Source organism: Streptomyces sp. M2CJ-2, from assembly GCF_016757295.1.
Classification (GTDB): Bacteria; Actinomycetota; Actinomycetes; order Streptomycetales; family Streptomycetaceae; genus Streptomyces.
Map to the genome: position 1 here is coordinate 1 of NZ_JAESIF010000040.1, position 23,182 is coordinate 23,182.

Annotated in this window: 21 protein-coding genes and 2 pseudogenes; 10 read left to right on the forward strand and 13 right to left on the reverse strand. The window is 70.7% G+C overall.

Going from position 1 to position 23,182, the window contains the following annotated elements; genetic code table 11:
- Positions 1-59 precede the first annotated feature (59 nt).
- The 3 genes from JL475_RS25560 to JL475_RS25570 are packed head-to-tail and all read right to left on the reverse strand — an operon-like array spanning position 60 to position 1,898.
- Entirely contained in the window at positions 60-1,118 is a 1,059-nt protein-coding gene (locus JL475_RS25560) for a hypothetical protein (RefSeq protein ID WP_202280281.1), read from the reverse strand.
- Positions 1,118-1,432 (reverse strand): WXG100 family type VII secretion target, encoded by a 315-nt coding sequence (locus JL475_RS25565; protein WP_202280282.1) that lies wholly within the window; start codon positions 1,430-1,432, stop codon positions 1,118-1,120. The genes JL475_RS25560 and JL475_RS25565 overlap by 1 nt, the downstream gene beginning before the upstream one ends.
- A gap of 43 nt (positions 1,433-1,475) precedes the next feature.
- Positions 1,476-1,898, reverse strand: a complete 423-nt coding sequence (locus JL475_RS25570; RefSeq protein WP_202280283.1) for a WXG100 family type VII secretion target — start codon at positions 1,896-1,898, stop codon at positions 1,476-1,478.
- 253 nt (positions 1,899-2,151) lie between these two features.
- Between JL475_RS25570 and JL475_RS40255 the strand changes: the two genes are divergently transcribed.
- The 3 genes from JL475_RS40255 to JL475_RS40265 are packed head-to-tail and all read left to right on the forward strand — an operon-like array spanning position 2,152 to position 5,834.
- Positions 2,152-2,394 (forward strand): hypothetical protein, encoded by a 243-nt coding sequence (locus JL475_RS40255; RefSeq protein ID WP_237408246.1) that lies wholly within the window; start codon positions 2,152-2,154, stop codon positions 2,392-2,394.
- A gap of 50 nt (positions 2,395-2,444) precedes the next feature.
- Positions 2,445-2,810 (forward strand): DEAD/DEAH box helicase, encoded by a 366-nt coding sequence (locus JL475_RS40260; RefSeq protein ID WP_307825155.1) that lies wholly within the window; start codon positions 2,445-2,447, stop codon positions 2,808-2,810.
- On the forward strand, positions 2,811-5,834 hold the full coding sequence (locus tag JL475_RS40265) for a UvrD-helicase domain-containing protein (protein WP_307825156.1): 3,024 nt from the start codon (positions 2,811-2,813) through the stop codon (positions 5,832-5,834). It begins immediately after the preceding gene.
- Here the strand turns inward: JL475_RS40265 and JL475_RS25585 are convergent.
- Together JL475_RS25585 and JL475_RS25590 are read right to left on the reverse strand one after the other, a co-directional pair.
- On the reverse strand, positions 5,794-6,765 hold the full coding sequence (locus tag JL475_RS25585; RefSeq protein WP_202280284.1) for a serine/threonine-protein kinase: 972 nt from the start codon (positions 6,763-6,765) through the stop codon (positions 5,794-5,796). The genes JL475_RS40265 and JL475_RS25585 overlap by 41 nt on opposite strands.
- A 291-nt stretch (positions 6,766-7,056) precedes the next feature.
- Positions 7,057-7,539 (reverse strand): MarR family winged helix-turn-helix transcriptional regulator, encoded by a 483-nt coding sequence (locus tag JL475_RS25590; RefSeq protein ID WP_202280285.1) that lies wholly within the window; start codon positions 7,537-7,539, stop codon positions 7,057-7,059.
- A 140-nt stretch (positions 7,540-7,679) separates the two neighbouring features.
- Here JL475_RS25590 and JL475_RS25595 point away from each other — a divergent pair, with 140 nt between their 5' ends.
- Both JL475_RS25595 and JL475_RS25600 read left to right on the forward strand, forming a co-directional pair.
- Complete coding sequence (locus tag JL475_RS25595) at positions 7,680-8,645, forward strand: aldo/keto reductase (protein WP_202280286.1); 966 nt, start codon at positions 7,680-7,682, stop codon at positions 8,643-8,645.
- A gap of 74 nt (positions 8,646-8,719) precedes the next feature.
- The gene (locus JL475_RS25600) at positions 8,720-9,835 is read left to right on the forward strand and encodes an SDR family oxidoreductase (RefSeq protein ID WP_202280287.1); all 1,116 of its coding nucleotides are present in this window, start codon (positions 8,720-8,722) and stop codon (positions 9,833-9,835) included.
- Positions 9,836-10,167: 332 nt separating this feature from the next.
- Here the strand turns inward: JL475_RS25600 and JL475_RS25605 are convergent, their stop codons facing one another.
- A complete protein-coding gene (locus tag JL475_RS25605; RefSeq protein WP_237408248.1) occupies positions 10,168-10,920 on the reverse strand; it encodes an SDR family oxidoreductase in 753 nt (250 codons plus the stop codon).
- Positions 10,921-11,005: 85 nt separating this feature from the next.
- Here JL475_RS25605 and JL475_RS25610 point away from each other — a divergent pair, with 85 nt between their 5' ends.
- A complete protein-coding gene (locus tag JL475_RS25610; RefSeq protein ID WP_202280288.1) occupies positions 11,006-11,479 on the forward strand; it encodes an Rrf2 family transcriptional regulator in 474 nt (157 codons plus the stop codon).
- Between the two features lie 53 nt (positions 11,480-11,532).
- Here the strand turns inward: JL475_RS25610 and JL475_RS40270 are convergent.
- The 4 genes and pseudogenes from JL475_RS40270 to JL475_RS25625 all read right to left on the reverse strand — a co-directional run.
- Positions 11,533-11,673, reverse strand: a pseudogene (locus tag JL475_RS40270) (IS5/IS1182 family transposase); the annotation flags it as partial.
- A complete protein-coding gene (locus tag JL475_RS25615; protein ID WP_202280289.1) occupies positions 11,674-12,240 on the reverse strand; it encodes a DUF4241 domain-containing protein in 567 nt (188 codons plus the stop codon).
- Positions 12,241-12,455: 215 nt separating this feature from the next.
- Complete coding sequence (locus JL475_RS25620; protein WP_202280290.1) at positions 12,456-12,866, reverse strand: hypothetical protein; 411 nt, start codon at positions 12,864-12,866, stop codon at positions 12,456-12,458.
- A complete protein-coding gene (locus tag JL475_RS25625) occupies positions 12,863-13,336 on the reverse strand; it encodes a hypothetical protein (protein WP_307825157.1) in 474 nt (157 codons plus the stop codon). Before JL475_RS25625 ends, JL475_RS25620 begins: the two co-directional genes overlap by 4 nt.
- 400 nt (positions 13,337-13,736) lie before the next feature.
- Between JL475_RS25625 and JL475_RS25630 the strand changes: the two are divergent.
- A pseudogene (locus JL475_RS25630) lies at positions 13,737-13,934 on the forward strand (ATP-binding protein); the annotation flags it as partial.
- A gap of 357 nt (positions 13,935-14,291) precedes the next feature.
- On the forward strand, positions 14,292-16,568 hold the full coding sequence (gene betT, locus JL475_RS25635; RefSeq protein ID WP_202280292.1) for a choline BCCT transporter BetT: 2,277 nt from the start codon (positions 14,292-14,294) through the stop codon (positions 16,566-16,568).
- 208 nt (positions 16,569-16,776) lie between these two features.
- On the opposite strand, the gene JL475_RS25640 is transcribed toward betT, so the two are convergent.
- Complete coding sequence (locus JL475_RS25640; RefSeq protein WP_202280293.1) at positions 16,777-17,739, reverse strand: DUF4232 domain-containing protein; 963 nt, start codon at positions 17,737-17,739, stop codon at positions 16,777-16,779.
- A gap of 526 nt (positions 17,740-18,265) precedes the next feature.
- Between JL475_RS25640 and JL475_RS25645 the strand changes: the two genes are divergently transcribed.
- Positions 18,266-19,078, forward strand: coding sequence for a M23 family metallopeptidase (locus JL475_RS25645; protein ID WP_202280294.1), 813 nt, complete (start codon positions 18,266-18,268; stop codon positions 19,076-19,078).
- 140 nt (positions 19,079-19,218) lie between these two features.
- On the opposite strand, the gene JL475_RS25650 is transcribed toward JL475_RS25645, so the two are convergent.
- Positions 19,219-19,572 carry a helix-turn-helix domain-containing protein gene (locus tag JL475_RS25650; protein ID WP_237408250.1) on the reverse strand — a complete coding sequence of 118 codons (354 nt, stop codon included), beginning with the start codon at positions 19,570-19,572 and terminating at the stop codon, positions 19,219-19,221.
- 156 nt (positions 19,573-19,728) lie between these two features.
- Here JL475_RS25650 and JL475_RS25655 point away from each other — a divergent pair, with 156 nt between their 5' ends.
- Positions 19,729-20,610, forward strand: a complete 882-nt coding sequence (locus JL475_RS25655) for an NAD(P)-dependent oxidoreductase (protein WP_202280295.1) — start codon at positions 19,729-19,731, stop codon at positions 20,608-20,610.
- Between the two features lie 553 nt (positions 20,611-21,163).
- Here the strand turns inward: JL475_RS25655 and JL475_RS25660 are convergent.
- Positions 21,164-22,804 carry a serine/threonine-protein kinase gene (locus JL475_RS25660; RefSeq protein ID WP_202280296.1) on the reverse strand — a complete coding sequence of 547 codons (1,641 nt, stop codon included), beginning with the start codon at positions 22,802-22,804 and terminating at the stop codon, positions 21,164-21,166.
- Positions 22,805-23,182 lie beyond the last annotated feature (378 nt).

The window sequence follows — 23,182 nt, forward strand, 5'->3', positions numbered from 1 at the left end:
ACCAGGGTCCTCGCGATCCAAGATCTCACCCCTGCAGCGTAAACACCCGCTGTCCATGATCAGGGTGGAACTTCAACGAGTGCGTCGACCCGCCGGTTGTACTCAGTGACGATCGCGTTCAGCTTGGCGGTGTCCATGTTCAGGACGATGCCCTGGCCCAACTGGGAAGCGCCCTTCGCGATGCTCTTGCCCAGACCTTTGACCAGGCCCTTGACGTCGTCCATGCCGACGCCGTCCTTGAGGTTGACCTCGACCTTGGGGATCGCGTCGCGTACAGCCTCGGCGAATTCGTAGAGAAGATCCCCGACTTTCCGGGCCGTGTCGAACAGCACGGTCATCACGGGGTGGGTGGCGGTCTGTGAGGAAGAACTGTCGTGTCCCCACTCGTAGTTCTCGCGGTTCTTGCCCCACGCCGTCGTGCCCCACAGCGAACTGCAGAAGTGGCGCATCGCGTCGTACCACTCGCTGTGGCTCTGCTGCGTGATGCTGCTGACGTTTCCGGTCAGGCCCTGCTCCGCCGTCGAGAGCGGGACGGTCACCGCCATCCACGCCTGGGACAGCGAGTTCAGGTGGTGCTGCTGGGGAAACGGGTAGACCTCGGCGACCTTGCCCATCCGGAAGGCGTGTTTCACCACCGGTCTCAGCACGTCCCGGACCGGCTCGGGCACCCACTCGAGGACCCTGCGGATGAAGTCGTCGCCGCCGTCGTCGTCGCCCCACTTCAGGTTCGGCACGGAGCCGTAGGCGGGAGCCTTCTCGATGACCTTGGGTAACGGCTGGACGACCGGTTTCGCCTTCCCCTTGGGGTCGTTGGCGGCCTCGACCTTCGCGTAGGTGTTGGCCGTCGTGGTGAAGCCGACCGCCGCGCCTCCGATGCTGACGACGCTCTTGGCCCACACCTCGAGGAAGCGGTTGCCCACCTTGACGTACGACGTCGCGAAGGCCTGGGGCGAGGTGCCGTAACCGCCGGCGTCCGGGTACTTGCGCAGATCGTCGAGCAGGCTCTTGGCGCCTCTGTCCATCACCGTCTGCTGGCTCGCCACACCGCCGGAGACGCGGTGGAGGTCGGTCGGCTTGACGTCGATGGTGCCGTTCTGGCCCGGCGGTGGTGTCCCCATCAGCCGCTCCCCCAGCCCCGCAACACGGCCTGGTGTGCTGCCGCGTAGTTGACGTGGCTCGTGGTCGCGCACTCGTGCAGCCACTTCTGGGCCGCCTGGAGGTCCTGGGCAGAGCGGTCCCACTCGTCGAGTTTGTCGACGAAGACCTCGCGGGCCTCCCCCTCCCAGGACAGCACGACCGGAACGACCCGGTCGTGGAGGTCGTCCAGACTGTCGTTGAGCTTCTTGAGGATGTCCTCCAGTTCGGCGGCGAGCTCGCGGAGGGTGGTGAAGGAGACGGTTATGTGACCGTCGTCCGCGCTTCCGGTTGACATGGTTCCCCGTTTCGTAGATGTCGTCACGGTTGCGGAGTGGCCGTCAGAAGGAGTCGAGGCTGCTGCGTGGGTGGGCGGGAGTGGTCGTCTCCGGGTTCGGTGTCGAGAGCTTGTCGACCTCGCTGTCGATGTCCACCTGGATGCTCCGCAGTCGGGCCACCACTTCCAGTTCCTGCTCCGTGAACCCGTCGCGGCTGAGGCGTACGGCCTGCTCGAGGTGCCGGATCACTTCACGGATGCGCACGGCGTCCTCGGCCGCCGCCCGGTGGAACTCGCGGTACGCCGTCGCCGCCGGTCCTCGCCATCCCGCTTCGATGCGGTCGACGATCGCGTCCATCCGCCGGACCTGCTTGTCCAGGTGGTCCTGCATGTCGTCGAGGTCGTCGGCCAGTTTGGTGAGGTCCTGGCTCGACACTCTCAGATCGACGCCGTCCTCTTGGCCCGCGCCTGCTCCCCGTACGCCCATGCCCCGTACCTCCGCCCCCGTGACCTCGGCATGACAAGCCGCATGTGCACAGTGATCCTCACCACCCGCTGCCTCGAGGCCGGCGCCCGCCTCCCACCGTGCCGGGCGACCGGATCGGTCCGGGATTCGACCAGGTGGGTGTCGTTGTCCGAGGTGGCCGTTATGTTGGGGGCTGATCGTCACGGTGCCGATGCCCGCTGTCGCGGTGGTGCGTAGTGGCGTTCGTGGTGACCGTCCTGCCCGAAAGGTCCTCGTGAAGCCCACCCTGGCCGCCGCGCAGCTCCGCGGCAGTCTGACGCAGTACCTCACGACGACGTACGCCCTGGCCGACGAGGACACGCGGGTCGCGCTGGAGCGGTTCCTCGGGGATCCGGAGACGGGGATCTTCCGGGGGCCGTACCTGCGGATCAGGACGCCGTTCCACCCCGCGGACGACGGGTGGCGGTCGGCGCTGGAGTGGCAGCCGTCGTTCACGCCGTGGCGGCACCAGGCGTAGGCGTGGGAGCGGCTGAGCACGTACCGGGGGGGGCGGCCGAGCCGACGCTCGTGACGACCGGCACCGGGTCCGGCAAGACCGAGTCGTTCCTGATCCCGGTGCTGGACCACTGCCGGCGGCAGAAGGCGCTGGGCCGGCGCGGGGTGAAGGCCGTGCTGCTGTACCCGATGAACGCGCTCGCCACCGACCAGGCCGGCCGCATCGGCGACTACCTGGCGCAGCCGGAGCTGGCGCAGGTGACGGCCGGTCTCTACATCGGCGACAAGCCGGACACGGACTTCCGGCGGGTGATGACGCGGCGCGAGGAGATGCGCCAGTCGCCGCCGGACGTGCTGATCACCAACTACAAGATGCTGGACCTGCTGTTGCAGCGGGCCGAGGACCGGCCGCTGTGGGAGGGGGCCGACCCGGCGTAAGTGGTGCTGGACGAGTTCCACACGTACGACGGCGCACAGGGCACGGACGTGGCGATGCTGCTGCGGCGGCTGGCGTCCGCCGTGGGCGCCTCGAAGCCGGAGCGGCCGCTCGGGTCGATCTGCCCGGTGGCGACGTCGACGACCCTCGGTGAGGGCGGGGGCGACACCGGCGGCATCCTCACCGTCGCCGAGCAGGTGTTCGGCGTGCCGTTCGGTGCGGACGCGGTGATCGACTACGAGCTGCCCGAGCCTCCCGGCCCCAAGGACGTCATCGAGGTCTCGGGCGGGCCGGGCGTGGAGTCCGACCCGGACCGGCTCGACCTGGACGGGCTGGCCGAGCGGCTGCTGGGGCGGCGCGGCCTGGACGCCTTCCAGATCGGGCGGCTGCTGAAGAAGCACGACTTCACCCACGGGGTGCTCGCGCTGCTGAACGGCGAGCCGCTCGACGAGTGGGGGCTGCGGGACCGCATGGCCCGCTTCGGGTACGCGTGGGCGCGCACCGCGCGGGAGAACCCGCGGCTCGCGCTGGAGGCGCTGTCGCGGTTCGTGGCGCTGTTGTCGTCCGCGCGGGACCCGGAGTCCGACGCGCGCCGGCCGCGTCCGCTGCTGCACATCGAGGCGCACCTGTGGGTCCGTCCGGTGGGGCGGGTGCTGAGCGGGGTGAGCGGCAGGCCGGAGTTCCGCTGGTACGAGGACGAGCGGACCGTCGCGCGGCGCTCCGCGCTCACCGCGGCGTCCGCCTCCGAGGACCCGTCCGAGAGCGACGACTGGCCGACGGCGGACTCGCGGCGGCCCCGGGCGCTGCCGGGTTCGGACACCGTGCAGCGGCCGGCCCAGGCCCATCTGCCCGCGATCTACTGCCGTGTGTGCGGCCGTTCGGGCTGGGCGGCGCTGTCCCCGGAGGCCGATCCGCAGAAGCTGGAGACCGGTCCGCTGAAGATCTGGCAGGCCGCCGTCGGACGGGACAAGCGGCGGCTGCGGTACTTCATCGCGGCGACCCCGGCCGAGGCGCGGGACGCCCTCGCGGCGCTCACCGGCACCGCGCCCAAGCAGGCGGGCGGCGTCGATCCGCAGTCCGTCGTGGTGCTGGACGGGGCGCAGAGCACCTACCGCATGCCGGTCGCCGGGGACGGGGAGGGGCTGCAGGACGCCTGGTTCGCGCGGGCCCTCCTGGACAAGAAGACCGCCGACCAGGCCGCCCGGGACGACACCTGCCCGGCCTGCAACACGGACAACGGCATCAGGTTCCTCGGCACCGCGCTCGCCGCGCTGGCCTCCGCGACGGTCACCCAGCTGTTCACCGGCGGCCAGGAGATCGCGCTGGCGCCGGAGGAGCGCAAGACGCTGCTGTTCAACGACTCCACGCAGGACGCGGCGCACCGGGCCGGGTACGTCGCGGCGCCGGAACCCGTGGACCCCGAGGACTTCCGGGCCGCCGCCGAACGTCCCGCCACCATCGTCACCACCACCGACGACGCGCTGCGCGAGGCGCTGGAGGGCGAGGACTTCGGGCGCTGGAAGGTGTTCCTGCACCCCACGCAGGCCAAGCTCGTCTCGCGGGACTACAGCGGGCCCGCCCGGGTGGGAGGCGGGCCCGGCACCGGCAAGACGATCGTGGCGCTGCACCGGGTCAGGCACCTGGTCGAGCGGCTCCCGGCCGGCCGGAACAAGCCGGTCCTGCTGACCACGTACAACAAGAACCTCGCGGCGGACCTGCGTTCACGGCTGCTCGCCCTGGGCGGCGAAGCGCTGCTGGCGCGCGTCGAGATCAGCCACGTCGACCAGCTCGCGCTGCGGACCGTCCGGGAGGCGGAGCCCGGCAACCGCAAGCGGATCATCGACGAGGCGCAGGCGGTCCGCGAGTGGCGCTCGCTCCTGGACGAGCTCGGCGAGGACGGCTGGGACGCGGAGTTCCTGAACGACGAGTGGACGCAGGTGATCCTCGGCCAGGCCGTCACCTCCCGCGCGGAGTACTTCCGGGTGCGCCGCGCCGGCCGTGGCGGCACCGTCACCCGTGCCCAGCGCGCCGAGATCTGGCAGCTCGCCGAGCGGTTCACCCAGCGCCTGGACCGGCTCGGAGCCCAGACGTGGGACCAGGTAGCGGAGCGGGCCGCGCAGTTGGAGGCGGCGCGCGCCCGGCGTATCCAGGCCATCGACCGCCGGCGGGAGGAAGCGGGCGGCCTGGACAACATCCACGTGGCCGACGGTTCGGGAGGCTGGCTGCGCTACCGGTACCGGCACATCGTGGTCGACGAGGCCCAGGACCTGCGGCCCGCGCACTGGAAGATGCTGCGTGCGATGACCGCTCCGGACCGCAACGACCTCTTCCTGGTCGGTGACACCCACCAGCGCATCTACAAGAACCAGGTGACCCTCGGCAGCCTCGGCATCAACATCCGCGGCCGGTCGTCGAAGCTGTCACTGAGCTACCGCACCACCCGGCAGATCCTGCGCTCCGCGCTGAACGTGCTCGGCGACGAGACGTACGACGACCTCGACGGCAGCACCGAGACGCTGGCCGGCTACCGGTCCGTGCTCAGCGGTGCCGTCCCGGACCTGCACCGGCTGGACGACTGGGAGGACGAACGCGAGGCGATCGCCGCGCTGATCGAGTCCTGGGGTGAGGTGCCGCACGAGCAGATCGCCATCGCCGTGCCGACCAACCTGATGGCGAGCGAAGCCGCGAACACGTTGCTCCAGCACGGTATCCAAGCTCTGGAGATAGGCCCGGACAGGCCCCGCGGCGACAGCGGCGTCCACATCGGCACGATGTTCCGGTTCAAGGGGCTCGAGTACCAGCGCATGATCATCGCCGGGGTGACCGACGGGCTGGTGCCGCATGCGAGCGTCCAGCAGCGGCGGACCACGGACCCGGCGCGCTACCGGACGGAGATGCAGCGCGCCCGGTCCCTGCTCTTCGTGGCGACCACGCGCGCCCGGGACAGCCTGGACGTCTTCTGGCACGGGGAGCCGAGCCCGTTCCTCAAGGAACTGATCGAGATCCGGCCGCCGGTCGGGACATGACCGGCCCCTGGGGCACGAGGAACGGCCGCCGGGGGTCCTCCGGCGGCATCCTGCGGGTCGCGCGTGCCGGATCCGGGGCCGGCAGGTACGGGGCGAGGGCGGCGTACGCTTCCGCCGCCCCGCCGGGACGGTCCTCGGGACGCTTGGCGAGCAGGGCGTGCAGCAGGTCCTGGAGCGCGGCCGGGGCGTCGACCCCGCATCCGGCCAGCCGGGGCGGGGGCGCGGTGAGGTGCTGAGTCGCCAGCTCGGCGGGGCCCTCGCCGTGGAAGGGAGGGCGGCCGGTGAGCATGTGGTGCAGCAGGCACCCCACCGCGTACAGGTCGCTGCGACCGTCCAGCGGCTGTTCGCCGGCCAGGAGTTCGGGCGAGGCGTAGGCGATGTTGCCGAGTGTTTCGCCCGTCATGGTGAGCTGTGGGTCGGCGTCCGAGAGCACCTTCACGAGGCCGAAGTCGAGGATCTTCACCAGACCACTGGTGCGGACCATGACGTTCTGCGGCTTGAGGTCGCGGTGCACCAGGCCGGCCGCGTGCGCGGCGGACAGCCCTGAGCACAGTTGCGCGGCCACGGAGACCGCGGCGGGCACGGGCAGGCGGCCGTCGTCGGCGCCGTCGACGACGTTGTCGAGGGTCGTCCCGTCGACGAGCTGCATCACCAGGCAGCAGACGTCCTCGGTGACGGCCGCGTCGTACACGGTGGTGATGTTGGCGTGGTCCAGGCGAGCGGCGGCCTTGGCCTCCCTCTCGAAGCGCGCCAGTGCGGTGCGGCGCCAGTCGGGCAGGGCCAGAAGGTCCGCGGCGACGGTCTTGACCGCGACGGGACGGTCCAGATACACGTCCGTCCCCTGCCAGACGTGCCCCATCGCCCCTCTGCCCAGAACCCGCTCCAGCCGGTACCTGCCGCGCAGAACCTTGCCCGCAGCGAACTGCTCCACGTCCACTTCCTTCGGTAAGTCCCAGCGTCACGTCGGTGCGCGAACCACCTGACCGGAAGTCTGCCGTCGACCGCCCGAACGGAAGAGGTCGACCAGCCTCGCGCACACACCGGCGAGAATCTCATGGCCCAAGGCCACGAACGCGAGCAGCAGGCAACCAGGACGCCCGGCGCCGGCAAGGCGCCCGGCGGCCCCGCACCCGCGCCCGCTTGCGGCTGCGCCCGACCGGAACGCCGTAGCGCCTCCGCCGCCCCGGGCAACGCCTCGGAGGTCGCGCGGACGGGCGGCCGGTCAGGCCCGCGCGAACCCCGGTGGGTCGAGGGCCTCGACGATGCGGGCGGCCGCCTCGCCGAGGGCTCGCCGCTGCTCGGGCGTGAGACTGTCGAACACGTAACGACGCACGGCGTCGACATGCTCGGGCGCCGCGGCGGCGACCTTGTGCCACCCCTCGTCGGTCAGCCTGGCGAGGGTGTACCGGCCGTCGGTGGGGTCCGGGCTGCGCCGCACCCAGCCGGCCTTCTCCAGGCGTGACACGACACGCGACAGGTGGGACAGCGTCATGTTCGCGACGGTCGCGAGCTCGCTGAGCCGGAGCGTCCGGTCCGGCGCCATCGAGATCTGCGAGAGCGCGTGGTACTCGGGGAGGCTCAGGGCGGAGTCCTGACGGAGCTGTGCGTCCAGCCGCACGGGCAGCCACACCGTCATCGTCCAGAGCGCGAGCCATGCCTCGGATTCCTCCGGCGCGAGCCAGCGCGCCTCCTCCTCGGACTCCATGGCCGCCACCCTAGCAGTCACTTGACACGGAAAGTCATTGGTCCATACAGTCACTTTCCGAGGCAAGTGATAATTCCGTGACCTGAGGGCGGGGGATCCCTCGGGTACGGCACGACACGCACCACAGCAAGGGACCCCAAGTGGCAGTCAGTGGCCAGACCGATCTCGTCTCCGTTCCGCGCACCGATCTCACCGCCGTTCCGCTCGTTCTCGGCGGCAACACCTTCGGCTGGACCTCCGGCCGTGAGGAGTCGTTCGCCGTGCTCGACGCCTACGCCCGGGCCGGCGGCACACTCGTCGACACGGCCGACGTCTACTCGGCCTGGGTGGAGGGCCACACCGGCGGCGAGTCCGAGACGATCCTGGGCGACTGGATGGCCGCGCGCGGCAACCGCGACGACGTCGTCGTCGCCACCAAGGCCGGCATGCTCCCGCCGTTCGACAAGCAGGACCGCGACACCGTCACCCAGGCGCTCGACGCCTCCCTGAAGCGCCTGCGCACCGACCACGTCGACCTCTTCTACTCCCACCAGGACGACGAGAACGTCGCGATCGAGGACCAGGCCGCGACCTACGACGCGCTCGTCCGCTCCGGCAAGGTCCGTCACATCGCGCTCTCCAACCACTCGCCCGAGCGCATGCTCCGCTGGTTCGAGCACGCGACCGCGGAGAACCTCGCCGTGCCGGTCGCGATCCAGCCGCAGTACAACCTCGTCTTCCGCAAGGACTACGAGCAGGGCTACCGTCCGCTCGCCGAGCGGTTCGACGCCGCCGTCTTCCCCTACTTCTCCCTGGCCGCGGGCTTCCTGACCGGCAAGTACCGTTCCCTCGCCGACCTCGAGGGCCGGGCCCGTCAGGACCAGGCCCACGGTTACGTCTCCGAACCCGGCCTGAAGGTCGTCGCCGAGGTCGTCCGCGTCGCCGAGGCGCACGCCGTCGAGCCGGCCACGGTCGCGCTCGCGTGGCTGCTCGCGAAGGGCGTCACCGCGCCCATCGCCTCGGCCCGCACCGTCGAGCAGCTCCCGGCTCTCCTGGCCGCGCCGTCGCTGCGGCTCACCGAGGCCGACCTCGCCGCCCTCGACGCCGTGTCGCAGCCCTTCGCCTGAGCGCCGCCGCCGGTCGGGTCGCTCCGCGACCGGTCCGGCCGCACCGCCGCGTCCCACGAACGGAGATCCCGCCCATGAGCACGCCCCCCGCCCCCACCACGCCAGGACTCGGACTGACCGACCTGCCCGCGCACGGCGGCACCGTCCTGGTCGCCGGAGACGGCGGCCTCATCGGCAGCCACGCCGCCCGCGAGTACACCCGACTGGGGTGGACCGTCCACGGCGTGAGCCGCCGTGCCCTCGACGACGCGCCCTGGCAGCACCACAGCGTCGACCTGCTCGACGCCCAGAGCGCGACGACCGGCCTCGCCGGCCTCCGCGACGTCACGCACCTCGTCTTCGCCGCCTACATCGAGAAGCCGACCGACGCCGAACTCATCGAGGTCAACGACGCGCTCCTGCGCAACACCCTCGACGCGCTGCGAGCCGCCGGCGCGCCGCTCCGCCACGTCACGCTCTACCAGGGCGGCAAGGCGTACGGCCACCACCTCGGGTACTTCACGACGCCGGCGAAGGAGAGCGATCCGCGGCTCGTCGCCCCGCACTTCTACTCCACCCAGGAGGACCTCCTGCGGCAGGCCGCCGCCGAACGGGGCTTCGCGTTCACCGCGCTGCGTCCCGAGGGGGTGACCGGCTACGCGACCGGAAACCCGATGAACCTCCTGCTCGTCATCGGGGTCTATGCCGCGATCTGCAAGGAACTCGGCCTGCCGATGCGGTTCCCCGGCACCCGTGCCGCCTACGACGTGCTGTACCAGACCACCGACGCCGAGCTGCTCGCCCGGGCGACCGTGTGGGCGGGCTCAGCCGAAAGCGCCGCCGATCAGGTCTTCAACGTGACCAATGGCGACCAGTTCCGCTGGTCCGGCCTCTGGCCGCGGTTCGCCGAGCACTTCGGCATGGACTACGCCCCGCCCCAGCAGATGTCGCTCACCGAGGCGATGCCGACCCGCGCGGACGTGTGGCAACGACTCGTCGACCGCCACGGCCTGGTCCCCACGCCGTACGAGAAGCTCGTCGCCTGGCCGGTCGGGGACTTCCTGTTCCACCACGAGGCGGACAACATCACCTCCACCGTGAAGGTCCGTCAGGCGGGGTTCGCGGACGCGCTCGACACCGAGACGCGGCTGCTGCAGCTGTTCGACCGCCTGGTGGAGCAGAAGGTGCTGCCGCCGTTCCGCGACCGCTGAACCGCGTACACCGGCGTGGTCCACATCTACCGGCCCCCGCGTACGAGGGGTTCCCGTCGACGCATCACCACCGGTCACGCCAGGCCACGACGCGCAGACAGACAGCCGGCAGGGACCAGCGGGTAGCGGGTAGACAGGGCAGGCACAGGTTCCGTGATCGTGGAGTTGCGACGCTCTGTGATCATAGGGAAGACCTGTGTCTGCGCGCCATCACGGTCGGAATGCCGTCGACGGCGCCGCACCTTCACCGACAACCCGGCTGCCTCCCAGGCTCTGCCGCCTTGCCACCTACCGCGATCGCAGCGGCGCGGGGCGCTGTGGAGCGGGACGCGCTATCGCTGCTGGGCGAGCCACTCGTCGAAGGTGGTCGGCGCGATGCGGGCGCCCGCTCGGGGCAGCAGCACGTCACCGGCCATCGCCGGGCCGAACAGCGCTGACCACGTCGGCACGAGCTTGACCGCGCGGCCGCGCGCGTCGTTGGTGCGCCGGGCCATGTCCACCAGGTCCTGCGGCTCGGGACCGGCGACCTCGCGGTAACGCCCCTGCGGTGCGCCCGTGGCGATCTCGGCGAGGATGTCGGCCACGTCCGCGGGCGCGATCGGCTGGACGAGCAGGGGCGCGACGGTGGCGGTGCCTTCCCGCTCGGTCCAGCTCGTCACCATCGCGGCGAAGTCGTGGAACTGGGTGGCCGGGACGATCGTCCACGGCACCGGGCCCTCGGACACGAGACGCTCCTGCTCGCGCTTGCCGGCGTAGTGCGCGTTGCCTTCGACGCGGTCGAGGGCGGCGATCGAGAGCAGCACGTGGTGGCGGACACCGGCCCGTTCCTCGACGGCGAGCAGCGTCCGGGTGGCCGTGCCGAAGTACGCCACCGCTTCGTCCCGGTCGGTCGCCGTGCAGTTGGTGGCGTCCACGACGGCCTCGACGCCGGTCAGGGCGGCGTCGAGGCCGTCGCCGGTGGTCAGGTCCACGCCGAGTGAACGGCTGATGCGCACGACGTGGTGTCCGGCCTGTTCCAGGGCGGCGGCGGTGAGGGCCCCGATGTTCCCGGTCGCTCCGGCGACGGCGATTCGCATGGTCCGCATGGTGGTCTCTCCTCTGTCTTCCGCGCTGCCGCCGGACGCTATCTCGGACTAAAGAGGTCTGCAATCTCCGGGATAAGATCCGGCCATGAAGCTGCCCGTGAGTACGGAATGGCTGTTGCACTGCGCCACGTCGCTGGCGCAACTCGAGGCGGGGAGCACCGCCTCGGCGGCACAGCTCGCCCGGTACTTCGACCTGCCGGCGGCCTATCTCGCCAAGCAGCTGCAGTCGCTGGTCAAGGCCGGTGTGCTGGCCGCGACGACGGGCCCGCGCGGTGGGTTCCGGCTGGCCCGGCCCGCTTCCGAGATCACGCTCCTGCAGATCGTCGAGGCGGTCGACGGTGCGTCCGCGCCGTACGAGTGCCGCGAGATCCGCCGACAGGGGCGGGGGGCACTGCCCGCCGAGGAATGCCGGAACCCCTGCGTCCTCGCCGAGAAGATGGCCGAAGCCCACGAAGCCTGGCGGCACAGCCTCGCCGCGACCTCGCTCGCCGAGATCATCGCCGCACTGCCCCCGTCGGCCCCCTCCCGCACCCGCCTGCGCCTGACCGGGACGCCGTAGCGCATCCGCCGCCCCGGGCAACGCCTCGGAGGCCGCGGCATGCAGGCGGCCGGTCAGGCCCGGCGTCGGGGGCGTACGTCCCGGCGACAGATGGTCCACGCTTGGCGGATCAGGCTACGCACAGTGGTGATCGTGTCGGCGAGGTCGAAGAACGCCGCAATGACGGCTCTTCGGCGCTCGTAGCAGCGAGGAATTCACGATGGCCCACCGCTGGTGGTGCTGGGCTTCTCGAGCACGAGGAAGTCGGTGACGAAGGAAGCGACGTCACCGTTGTCAGTACGGCCGACCCACGTGGGATAGAACCCGCGGCCGCGGCCCGTGGTGAACGCCGCGATCTCCTCTCCGGCCGGTCCGACCGCCTTCACGGGAGGCAGACCGAAATCCGCCGCCGCATGGGCGGCCAGCGCCTCGATGAGCCAGTCCTCGTGTTCAGCCAGTGCGGAGACGGCAGAGGCGTCCACGAAACACACGTCACCGTGATCCGTCTCATAACCGAAGAATTCGCGCTCCCCGAGGTCCGCGACCTCCTGGTCATCGACGAGTGCGAGTTCCCATCCGGTTACGGGGGCGTCCGTGACGGACAGCCGGGCAGCAGCCGCCACTTGAGTCGGCACGCCGTCGTTGTCGAAAGACGCCACCGCCAAGGTGACCGAGTACCTGCCCGGGCGGACTGCGGCAGTGAAGGGGACGGGCGCGAAGGGACCGAGGCCCGTGAAGGGGTCACAGACGACGACCTGCCCCGTGGGCAGTGCCAGGTCCACGGGCCGACTCAAGGAGACGGTGGCCGGTCGGCCCCCCAGGAGGTTGCAGCGGTACTGATCGGCGAACAGGGCAGTGAAGTCCGAAGGAGCCAGAGGCATGAAATCGTCCAGGTAGGCGGGGGTGACCGCACTCTAGACCAGGACCGATGTGACGCATTTGCGCAGCCGTCACACGGCATCCCTGGCGCTGACGACGGGCCGTTCGACGACAGCGCCTAGCGCAGGAACGACTTCGGATCCCGCAGGGCGTGCCACAGTCCCGCCGCGAGCGGTACGACCGTCATGGCGAAGAGGGCCCAGAACACGAACTCGGCCCCGGGCGCGAGGTCGTGGACGGTGCCGTCCTCCCACTGGCAGTAGGCCCGCGGCGGAAACGGGGTGGAGACTCCCGAGACCTTTTCGCCCTCGATGACGCCCTCCCCCATCGGCTCCTGGAGGCAGGGGTCGGTCTCCGGGAACAGGAAAGGGTCGTCCGCCACCATGATCACGACCCAGGTCAGGGCACCGAGCGGCACCGTCCAGAACACCGAGGTCCGCACCCACAGCGGCAGCAACGGATGCGCCAGCAGCCCGCGCAGCGCGACCCAGCCGACCACGAGTCCGACGAAGACCGGGAGCAGCGTCATGACACCGCCGCGGTCTTCCGGGCGCGGAGCTCGGTGGCGTGGCCCGCGCCGATGACGAGCAGGGCGGCGGCCAGGGCGAGGGACGCGGTCACCCCGTTCATCCACACGTAGCCGGGTTCACTGGAGTAGACGGTGCCGTCGTCGCGGACGCAGTCGAAGCGGAGCGGCAGGTACGAGGAGCGGTGGTGGGAGAGGCCCTGTCTCGTCTCCGCGTCGAAGCCGTCGCGGCAGGCCGGGGCCGGGATCGAGTCCGCGCCGTTGTTGAACGCGTGCTCCGACAGCAGAACGCCGGAGAGCCCCAGGGAGTAGACGGCCACGGCCGCCCACGCGGCCGCTGCCGCCGCGCGGCGCAGCAGATGCACCGCCCAGGGCTCGGGCCGACCGGGGAACGCCATCGCGACGACCCCCGTCGCGGCGACGAGCGCGCCGACGGCGCAGACCGCGGAGAGACCTAAACCCGCCAGCAGCACGCCCGTCACCCCCGTCCGAGCGAGGGCGGGGCTTGAGGGATGAGGGGGGCGGCACGCATGCGGTCACCCCATCAGCACCGCACCGGACCGTCTGTGACGGAAGCCACCCCTCCGGTCACAGTCGCGTCACAGCGGACGGAGACCCCTGGGGGGCCGTGCGGGGTGGGTCGCTTGTGCGTCTTCGGGTTCCGCCCCGGTCGAGGACAGAAGCCCTCTCACCACGGCAGGACCCGTCGAGCTGCGCTTTCATGAACGAACTGCGGAGCGGGAGGCCGTCGTTCTCCGTCTCGCGGCTCTTCCCGTACCGCGCCGTACACCGCCGGATGTCGTCGCGCACGAAGGGCCCGCGTCGGCGCGTCACCACTGGTCGCGCTGGGCCACGGAACGTCACCGTGAGCGCATGACCGCAACACGACCACCCCTCCCGGTGCACCGGTTCACGATGCGCTTCGACTCGACTCCGCGCGGCGCCCGTCTCGCCGGACGGCTGTGCGGGCACCGCCTCGACGCCTGGGGCGTCCCGTACGGCAGCGACGCGCACCACGTCGTCACGTTCGTCGCGGCGGAGTTGTGCGCCAACGCCGTATGGCACGGGCACGCGGCCGCCCGTGAGGCGCCGGAGCACCGGCCGTCCCCCTCCCCGCGCGGCAGCGACCGACCGGTGCGACCAAAACCGGCTCTACGGTGAAATAGGGCACATCCCACCCGCCGGATACGACGCCGCCAACCACTACCCGAGCACCGCGAAAGCCCAGGTCACAACCGGTATTCGAGATCCCACCGACCCCGGAGCGGGTCACGGAGATCATTTCGTTAGGAGCACTAACCTGGCCAGGTGGGCCCCACGACAGGGTGCCCACTGTGCACGGCCTCCCCCATCCATTCGGATCGAGGCCGCGGACGCCCGCCCACGCCGGCGCCCGCTCGAACCCGTCGCCGACAGGAGGAGGACTGCATGCCCGAAGCCGTAGACACACCCCGCCCCGGAAGCGAGCCGCCGAAGGCCCCGATCGAACGCCGCCACCTCGGCGGCACCGAACGGCGGCGCCACGGCCAGGAGGCCGAGAACCGTCCTCCCGTCTCCCGCCAGGAACTCAGCAAGGCCCCCGCGGAACTCATCGAGGAGCCCGGCCCCAAGGTCAACTGGCGCGTCTTCGTCATCTCCTCGGCCATCATCGTCGCCTTCTCCCTCTGGGCCATGTTCGCGCCCGGGCACGCCGCCGGCACCATGCGGGGCATGGTGGCCTGGATCGCGGAGAACCTCGGCTGGTTCTACGTCCTGACCATCACCGTGGTGATCGTGTTCGTCCTCTGGGTCGCGCTGTCCAAGGGGGGTTCCGTCCGGCTCGGCCCCGACCACTCCCGGCCGCAGTACAAGCTCTTCACCTGGGTGGCCATGCTGTTCGCCGCCGGCGTGGGCATCGACATGCTCTTCTACTCCGTCACCGGGCCCATCACCCAGTACATGGCTCCGCCGACGGGCGAGGGGCAGACGGGCGCGGCAGCCCAGGACGCCGTGGTCTGGACCATGTTCCACTACGGCGTGGCCGGCTGGGCCATGTACTCGCTGCTCGGCATGGCCATGGGCTACTTCGCCTACCGCTGGGGCATGCCGCTGTCCATCCGGGCCGCCCTGTACCCCCTGCTCGGCAAGCGCGTCCGCGGCGGGATCGGCGACACCATCGACATCGTGACCCTGGTCGGCACCGTCTTCGGCGTCGCCACCTCCATGGGCATCGGCGTCGTGCTGCTGAACGTCGGCTTCGCCCTGCTGTTCGGCCTCCCGCAGGGCCTGGCCCTGCAGATCGCGCTGGTGGTCGTGGCCGTGATCATGACCATCGCCGCCTGTACCTCGGGCATGGACAAGGGGATCCGGCTGATCTCCGAGCTGAACATCTGGAGTGCGGCGGCCATGCTGCTCTACATCCTGGTGACCGGGGAGTCCGCGTTCCTGCTCAACGCGCTGGTGGAGAACATCGGCCGGTTCGTCTTCTCGCTGCCGGACCGGACCCTGCAGACCTTCGCCTACCAGGAGGGGGGCTCCGAGTGGATGGGCGGCTGGACCCTGTTCTTCTGGGCGTTCTGGCTGGCCTGGGGCCCGTTCGTGGGCCTGTTCCTGGCCCGCATCTCCCGCGGCCGGACGCTGCGCGAGTTCGTCATCGCCGCCGTCACCGCCCCGGTGCTCTGCGACTTCCTGCTCGTGAGCATCTTCGGCAACAGCGCCATGCACCAGGTCCTGAACGGGAACGAGGAATTCGCCCAGCTGGCCATGGACAGTCCGGAGAAGGGCTGGTTCGCGCTGCTGGAGATGTTCCCCGGCGCCAGCTTCCTGATCGGCCTCGGCACGCTGTCCGGATTGCTGTTCTACCTCACCAGCGCCAACTCCGGCGCCATGGTGATGTCCAACTTCTCCTCCTCGATACCCAAACCGTCGCAGGACGGGGCGAAGTGGCTGCGCATCTTCTGGGCGGTGCTCACCGCGTTGCTGACCATCGCGATGCTGGTGGCCGGCGGGGTCACCACCATGGAGCACGCGACGCTCATCTTCGCCCTGCCGGTGACGATCATCGCCTGGCTGGTGATGGCCTCCTTCTCCAAGGCCCTGCGCATGGAGCGGGCCGAGCGCGAGGGCAGGGTCCTGCGCCGGCAGTCGACGGCGGCGCACGGCGGCCAGGTGCCCGAGCGCACCTGGCGGCAGCGGCTGGAGCGGATGCGCTCCTACCCCTCGAAGAAGCAGGTGGTCCAGTTCATGGAACGCACCGTGCAGCCGGCGCTGGCCGACGTGGTCCGTGAATTCGGGAAGCAGGGCTACCAGGCCACGCTGGACCTGGCCCCGAACGAGGACACCGGCATCCCCGGCCACGCGCTGGTGGTCGAGATCCCCGACCACCGCAACTTCCACTACCAGGTGCAGGCCGTCGAGGCCCCGGTGCCGATGTTCGGCGGACGCATGTCCCGCCAGACGGACGTCTACTACCGGGTCGAGGTGTTCAACCAGACCGGCTCCGAGGGCTACGACCTCATGGGCCTGTCCCACCAGCAGGTGATCGACGACGTCCTGGACCGCTACGAGGCGCACCTGGGCTTCCTCGCCTACACCACCGAGCACGACTACGCCTCGGTGCTCACGCCGCCGGCCTTGACCACCACGGGCGCCACCCCGGTGGTGGAGCCCGCGGAGCCACAGGACGACGCCGGTGCGGCCACAGTGGGCGTCGGACCGAAGGCGTAGGCGCCGCTCCACCGGACGGCCGGCGCCCGCGCCACCCGCTTCGCAGCCCCACGGCGGTTGCCAGGTCCCGTGGCGACCCCGTCCTCCCGGAGCCGACGGCGAAGCCGGCCGGGCACGGCAAGGCCCCCGCACCGATTCCCGGTGCGGGGGCCCGCCTTTCGTCCGCCCGGCGCTGAGCCGTTCGACTTTCAGAGGTGAGGGACGTCGTCTAGCGTTCCGCCTTTTCCCAGGGTCTGACCCCGAGCTTTCCGGTGGTTCCGAGGTCGAGGTGCGGGGTCACCGTCACCGGGTCGGCGCCCTCCTTCGCCCGGACCCGCACGTGGGGCACGTTCACCGGCGTACCGAACTCGGTGGTGTTGCGCCAGACCAGGCCGGCGGTCGCCGACTCGCCGGGCTCGAGCGTGACGGGCCGGGGCGGTTCGTCGGGCCCGGCGCCGGTGGTGATGTCGCCGCTGCCGTCGAGGATCTCGACGCCGTCGACGGGCTCGAGGCCCTCGTCCAGGAGTTCCAGCAGCGGGTAACCCTCGACGGTGTAGGCGTGCGTGCCGCAGTTGTCGAGGTGCAGGCCCACGACGCGCAGTCCCATGGCCGCGTTGCCCTCGTCGACGCTGATCCGGATCCCTGAGGCGGGGCACGTACCCGGTTCGGCCGGCGCCTCGCCCGCGGGGACCTTGGTCACTTCGAGCACCTCGGCCTGCGTCACCCGCGGCGCGGTGGGCGGCAGTTCCCCGGCCCGGACCGTGCCCCGCACGGTCCGTCCGGGGCCGACGTCGCGCACGGTCTCGGTCTGGTTGGTCACGGCCCCGCCGTCGCCGCTCATGAAGGTGAAGACGATCGAGTAGGTCAGGGTCTCGGCGCTCTCGTTGGTGACCTCGTAGGCGGCAAAGACCCCCGAGTCCGAGCCCGTGGTGAGCCCGTCGGCGGCGACGGAGTGGCTGCGGGTGGGTGAGGGGGAGGCCGACGGGAGGGTCAGCGAGGTGATCCGTACGCCGTCCTTGCCCGGATCGTCGATCCGTGTGCCCTCCTGCGACGCGGCCGCGCCGACGCCGGTGCTCCCGGCACCCGCACGCTCCGTCCCACAGGCCGTGAGCAGCAGAGCGCTCGCGACGAGAGCCGACAGTAAGGGGGTGGTCGCGGCGAGAGCCGGGCCGAGGTCGGTGGGTCTGCGCATCCGGTCATCCCATCAGGGTGTGACCCCCGCACGTGTGAGGGAAGCAACATTTCCGGTCACAGGGGTGTCACAAGCGGGGGCGGGAAACGGGCGGCGGGGAGATGCAGCCCCAGGAGCGGCCACTCGCCGTTCGGCGTGCCAGACCTGGGCGAAGACGTCAGGCAGGTCGGGTATGCGCTGGACCACCAGGAAGCGGTCACCGTCACCACCGATCCGCCGGACCAACCCCTCCAGCTCCTCGGCGGACACGCGGACGTACCGCTTCCGGTTCTCCGTCATCACCACGATCTCAAGCATGCGCAGACCCTGACACATCCCTCTGACCGCAGGCCTCCCGGGACCCGCGTGCACCCGGGAGGCCCACAGGCGTGGGGTCTGCGGATACGTGTCGCGCAGGGTGCGTGGTCGGCGTGCTCTAGGGACTCCCCTAGAGGGACTGTTGCGCACACGTCAAGCTTCGGCATTCTGGGCCCGTCCGCGCATGAGGAGACCGATCCTCCACGCACTTCGTAGTTCGGAGACAGCATTGCGATCGATACGCATTGCCCTCGTGGCCCTCGTGGCCCTCGTGGGCGGCCTGCTCGCGGCGACGCCCGCGCAGGCCGCCCCTCTCTTCAAGGCCCCCTTCGCCTGTGGCCAGAAATGGACGTACAGCCACCACTCGGCCGAGGTCCGTCGCGCGCTGGACTTCGTCCGCAGTGACGGCGGCACCACCAACGGCTCGCCCGTGCTCGCCTCGGCCTCCGGAACCGCCACCCGGCACTACCAGGCGAACGGCGCCGGCAACTACATCAAGATCGACCACGGCGGCGGCTGGCAGACGTACTACTTCCACCTGAACGCCTTCTCCGTCGCCAGCGGCGCGTACGTCGGCCAGGGACAGCAGATCGGCACCACCGGCAACACCGGCAACAGCTTCGGCGCGCACATCCACTACGAGCAGCTCTACAACGGCGTCGGCCAGAACATCAAGATCAACGGAACCTCGCTCGCCTACCCCGGCTCGTACGGCAGCTACCACCTGACCAGCGACAACGGGTGCGGCACCAGCAAGTACTGGGTCGACACCTTCGCCAACGCCACGGGCTACGCGCAGCCGAACACCAACGACGCGCAGGGCGTGCTGAACGCGGGTACCAACTACGTGTACTGCAAGGTGTGGGGCCAGGAGATCCGCGGCGCGAACGGCACCTACAACCACTGGTGGCTGAAGACGGACCTCGACACCACCTACGCGGGCAAGAACGGGCGTGGAGCGTACGTCTCCGCGTACTACCTGTCGCGCTGGGGCAACGACGAAGCGCGTGACAACAACGGCACCGTGATCCCGAACTGCTGATGCCCCGTCACCGAATACGCCGGGCCCGGCCGCTCCCCTCCGAGCGACCGGGCCCGGTACGGAACGACCTCAAGAGGTCGCCGACGACGCCGTGGCCGACCAGCTCGAAGTGAACCGCTGACCTGCGGGGCGGCAGTGGTTCATCCAGAACCGTCCGCTCCAGGACGGTCACCGGGCCCACCGGACAGACCCTGGCCTGCCTTCTCCTCCGGCCCTCGAGTGGTCGGCCGCTCGCGGCCCCAGGCGGCCAGCGGCTGGAGTGCGTCGTTGAGGCGCTTGCCGTCCTCGGTCAGTGAGTACTCGACGCGGGGTGGCACCTCGTCGTAGGAGACGCGGTGCACGACACCGTCCGCCTCCAGCTCACGCAGGTGAGAGGCCAGGACCTTCTCGGTGATCCCCGGGAGCAGTCGACGCAGCTCGCCGAAGCGGCGGCAGGGGTGCTCGTGGAGCGCCCAGAGGATCAGCACCTTCCACTTGCCACCGATCACCTCCATCGCGGTGTCGATCCCGCAGACGTGTCCTTCTGGTCCGCCCGGCCGGTTCAGCGTCGTGATGCCCCACCCTTTCGACGTGCTCGCTCACCCCGGGGTAACCACCCACTCCGAAGTGCGTACTTGATCATCCCCGGGCCCGTGACCAGCCTGATCGGCATGACACAGAACACTGTTGAGAAGTCTCCCGTCACCCTGCTGGGCCTCGGCGCGATGGGCACCGCGCTGGCCCGCACCTGGCTTGCCGCCGGCCACCCGCTCACCGTCTGGAACCGCACCCCGGCCCGCGCCGCGGCACTCGCCGCCGAGGGGGCGAGGGTCGCGGACAGCGCCGCCGAGGCGGTCGCGGCGAACACCCTGACCGTCGTCTGTCTGCTGGACGACGCCTCGGTCGAGGAGGTGCTGGCCGGTGCCGACCCGGCCGGCCGGGACCTGGTCGACCTGACCACCAGCACCCCTGCCCAGGCCCGCGCCCGCGCCGAGTGGGCCCGTGAGCGCGGCGCCCGCTACCTGGACGGCGGGATCATGGCCGTCCCTCCGATGATCGGCGTCCCGGAGGCCGGCGGCTACGTCTTCTACAGCGGCTCACGGGAGCTGTTCGAGCAGCACCAGGAGACCCTGGCCGTCCCGGCCGGCACCACCTACGTCGGCGAGGACGCGGGCTTCGCGGCCCTGCACGACGTGGCCCTGCTCAGCGCCATGTACGGGATGTTCGCCGGTGCCGCGCACGCCTTCGCCCTGATCCGCAAGGAGGACATCGACCCCGCGACATTCGCCCCGCTGCTCGCCGACTGGCTCGTCGCGATGGCCCCGGCGGTTCACCGGACCGCCGACCGGTTGCGCAGCGGCGACTACACCAAGGGGGTCGTCTCCGACCTCGCCATGCAGGTGGCCGGCACGCCGACCTTCCTGAGCACCGCCGAGCAGCAGGGCGTCAGCCCGGAACTGCTCAGCCCCTACTTCGACTTGATGCTCCGCCGCCTGGCCGAGGGCAGCGGCGGGGAGGACCTGACGGGCGTGATCGACCTGCTGCTGCGCTGACCGGCCACTTTCCGCCACGGCAGCGACCGTGCTGGTCACCGTTGGCATGCACAGCGATATCGCTCGGGATGGTGATCGACAGGGGGGAATCAAGATGCTGCGCTTGCTGGAGCAGTACAGCATCGATGTACCCGTGCTGATCCACGCAGGAAGCTTCGATCCCGAGAGGGGATGGTGTCCCTGCGGGCGCTGTGAGGGATCTGAAAGTGGCGTCGCGGGTCGGAGCCGGTCGTGCTGACCGGTGGCCTCGGCGTGGGCGATGCCGGGACACTCGCCCACGCCCCGGGGAGGACACGGGGAGGACACACCGCCCCGAAGGCGTGAGCACTTCGGCCACCACTGTCCTGATGCCGCTCGTTTGAGCGGCATCAGGACACATGCCCGCCGACTGCTCACGGTTTTCGGCAAGGCACCCGTCTCCGGCCCCGCAGCGCAGGGACCGCAGCGCAGAGACCGCAGAGATCCCCCGCACCACCTGGTGGGACACCGTCCGACGCCGCGACCGGAACCGCACGCATCGAGGTGAGCGACACCCGGGGTGAACGTCGGCCCGTCACTGCCGTACGACGGAGAAGGTGGAACAGCCGAAGGAGTTGACGACTTCTCCTTCGATGGCGGCGGGGTTCCCCTGCGGCACGTCCGCCTCGAGGTCGACCATGAGGTAGTTGCCGGGCTGATCGATCCAGCGATCCCCACGCAGGACCATTCGGCCTTCCTCGTACGTCCCGATCATGGCGAAGGAGCCGGTGGGGACATCGGGGTTGTCCGGATGCGCGGAGAACTCGAACACCGCCTCCAGTACACCGCCGCCGGACGAGGTGATGTCCAGCCCGAGCCGGGTCTTGCCCTGGGTGCAGAGGTAGCTGCCCCGCCATGCGCCCACCACCGGCGGCTCCTCGGGGGCGGGCGCCCCGGCGGACCGGGTCGACCCGGCCTGAGACGGCGTCGGTTCGGTCTGTGGCTGAGCCGGCCCGGTCGCGGCCGACGGTTCACTCGCGGAAAACGGCGTGTCCTGGTCGCGGTCGCCGCCGAGGACGTTCGGCAGGAACCATGCCAGTCCCCCCATGACGACCGCGGTCGCCGCGACCACCGCGCTGATCACGGCCCTCCTGGTTCCCCGTGCACCTCCGCTGCGAGGGTCTGCGTAGCCGTATGGATGCGGCACCGTGTGCGGCGTCGCCGGGCCCCCGGAGGAGGGTCCCGGAGGCATGGCCACGGGGCCGGCCAGTTGGGTGGGCGCCTGCGCGTCGACGACGGTGGGCTGCCTCGCGGGAGGCAGCGGTGGGGGCGGCGGGGGCGCGTTGTCGGTCACGGCCTGGGTCAGGGGATCCGGCAGCCACTGGACACCGGCGGCGACCTGCGCATCGCCGTCGGTGCGCGAAAGCTGTTCCAGCAGTTGCTGCACGGTCGGGCGCTGGGCCGGATCCTTGGCCAGGCACCGGCCCACGAGCGTACGCAGCCGGGACGGCAGGGCACCGAGGTCGGGCTCCTCGTAGACGATCCGGTACATCAACTGGGCGGCACTGCTGCCTTCGGCGGTTCCGAAGGGCCCGGTGCCGGTGGCGGTGAACGTCAGCACCATGCCGAGCGCGAAGACGTCGACGGCCGGAGTGATCGCGGCTCCCTTGAGCTGCTCGGGAGCCATGAAGCCGAGCGTGCCGACCACCGATCCGCTCTGTGTCAGAGCGGAAGTGGCCTCGCTGGAGGACGAGATGCCGAAGTCGATGACGCGGGGGCCGTCGGCGGCGAGGAGCACGTTCGAGGGCTTCAGGTCCCTGTGCACCACGCCCGCCGCGTGGATGGCCTCCAACGCCTCGGCCAGCCCGGCTGCCAGGAGCAGCACGGATCTCTCGGGCCACGGTCCGTGCCGCCGCACCGCCGCATCCAGGGAAGGGCCGGGTATGTAGGCGGTGGCCAGCCACGGTGGGTCGCCGTCGGAGTCGGCATCGACGACACCGGCGGTGTACACGCCGTTGACCTTGCGTGCCGCGTTCACCTCGCGTGTGAAACGGCGTCGGAAGTCCTGGTCGCCGGCCAGATCCGAGTGGATCACCTTGACGGCCAGCGACCGGCCGCCGCGGGACCGTGCGAGATAGACGGTCCCCATGCCTCCGTTGCCCAGCCGGGCTGTGATCGTGTACGGGCCGACCCGTGCCGGATCCCCCGCACGCAGTGGCTCGAATCGGTCTTCCATACATGTCCTTCCGGTTCGTAGGATCCGCGGCTCGCACGGATCCTACGAACCGGCGTCCGGGTGGCTCCTGTCAGGGCACACCGTCGAAGTCACGGACGTTCGGCGGCAGCGCGCAGTTCCTCGCCCAGGAGCACCGCCACGTCGTCCTGGCCCAGGACATCCGGAGGCTCGTCGCCATCGGGCTCCGGCGCCGCACCGTCGCACGCGCGGTGGGCACGACCGCCGTACCCACTTCAGCGGAGGTGTGCGCGCTGCCGGGAGGCATGAAAGCCGTACGGCTCGAAACCGGCCACAGGCCAGAGCGTGAAATCAAGCCCGACAGCGATCGGTGTCCACCGGCTGCGGTCTTCGCGCGGGCGTCACCGTCCGAGCGGGGAC

Bases quoted from the DNA above. Each gene is read 5' to 3' on its own strand.
- JL475_RS25560 (WP_202280281.1), bottom strand. From the start codon at position 1,118: ATGGGGACACCACCGCCGGGCCAGAACGGCACCATCGACGTCAAGCCG.
- JL475_RS25565 (WP_202280282.1), bottom strand. From the start codon at position 1,432: ATGTCAACCGGAAGCGCGGACGACGGTCACATAACCGTCTCCTTCACC.
- JL475_RS25570 (WP_202280283.1), bottom strand. From the start codon at position 1,898: ATGGGCGTACGGGGAGCAGGCGCGGGCCAAGAGGACGGCGTCGATCTG.
- JL475_RS25590 (WP_202280285.1), bottom strand. From the start codon at position 7,539: ATGGAGTCCGAGGAGGAGGCGCGCTGGCTCGCGCCGGAGGAATCCGAG.
- JL475_RS25600 (WP_202280287.1), top strand. From the start codon at position 8,720: ATGAGCACGCCCCCCGCCCCCACCACGCCAGGACTCGGACTGACCGAC.
- JL475_RS25605 (WP_237408248.1), bottom strand. From the start codon at position 10,920: ATGCGGACCATGCGAATCGCCGTCGCCGGAGCGACCGGGAACATCGGG.
- JL475_RS25610 (WP_202280288.1), top strand. From the start codon at position 11,006: ATGAAGCTGCCCGTGAGTACGGAATGGCTGTTGCACTGCGCCACGTCG.
- JL475_RS25620 (WP_202280290.1), bottom strand. From the start codon at position 12,866: ATGACGCTGCTCCCGGTCTTCGTCGGACTCGTGGTCGGCTGGGTCGCG.
- betT (WP_202280292.1), top strand. From the start codon at position 14,292: ATGCCCGAAGCCGTAGACACACCCCGCCCCGGAAGCGAGCCGCCGAAG.
- JL475_RS25640 (WP_202280293.1), bottom strand. From the start codon at position 17,739: ATGCGCAGACCCACCGACCTCGGCCCGGCTCTCGCCGCGACCACCCCC.
- JL475_RS25650 (WP_237408250.1), bottom strand. From the start codon at position 19,572: ATGGAGGTGATCGGTGGCAAGTGGAAGGTGCTGATCCTCTGGGCGCTC.
- JL475_RS25655 (WP_202280295.1), top strand. From the start codon at position 19,729: ATGACACAGAACACTGTTGAGAAGTCTCCCGTCACCCTGCTGGGCCTC.
- JL475_RS25660 (WP_202280296.1), bottom strand. From the start codon at position 22,804: ATGGAAGACCGATTCGAGCCACTGCGTGCGGGGGATCCGGCACGGGTC.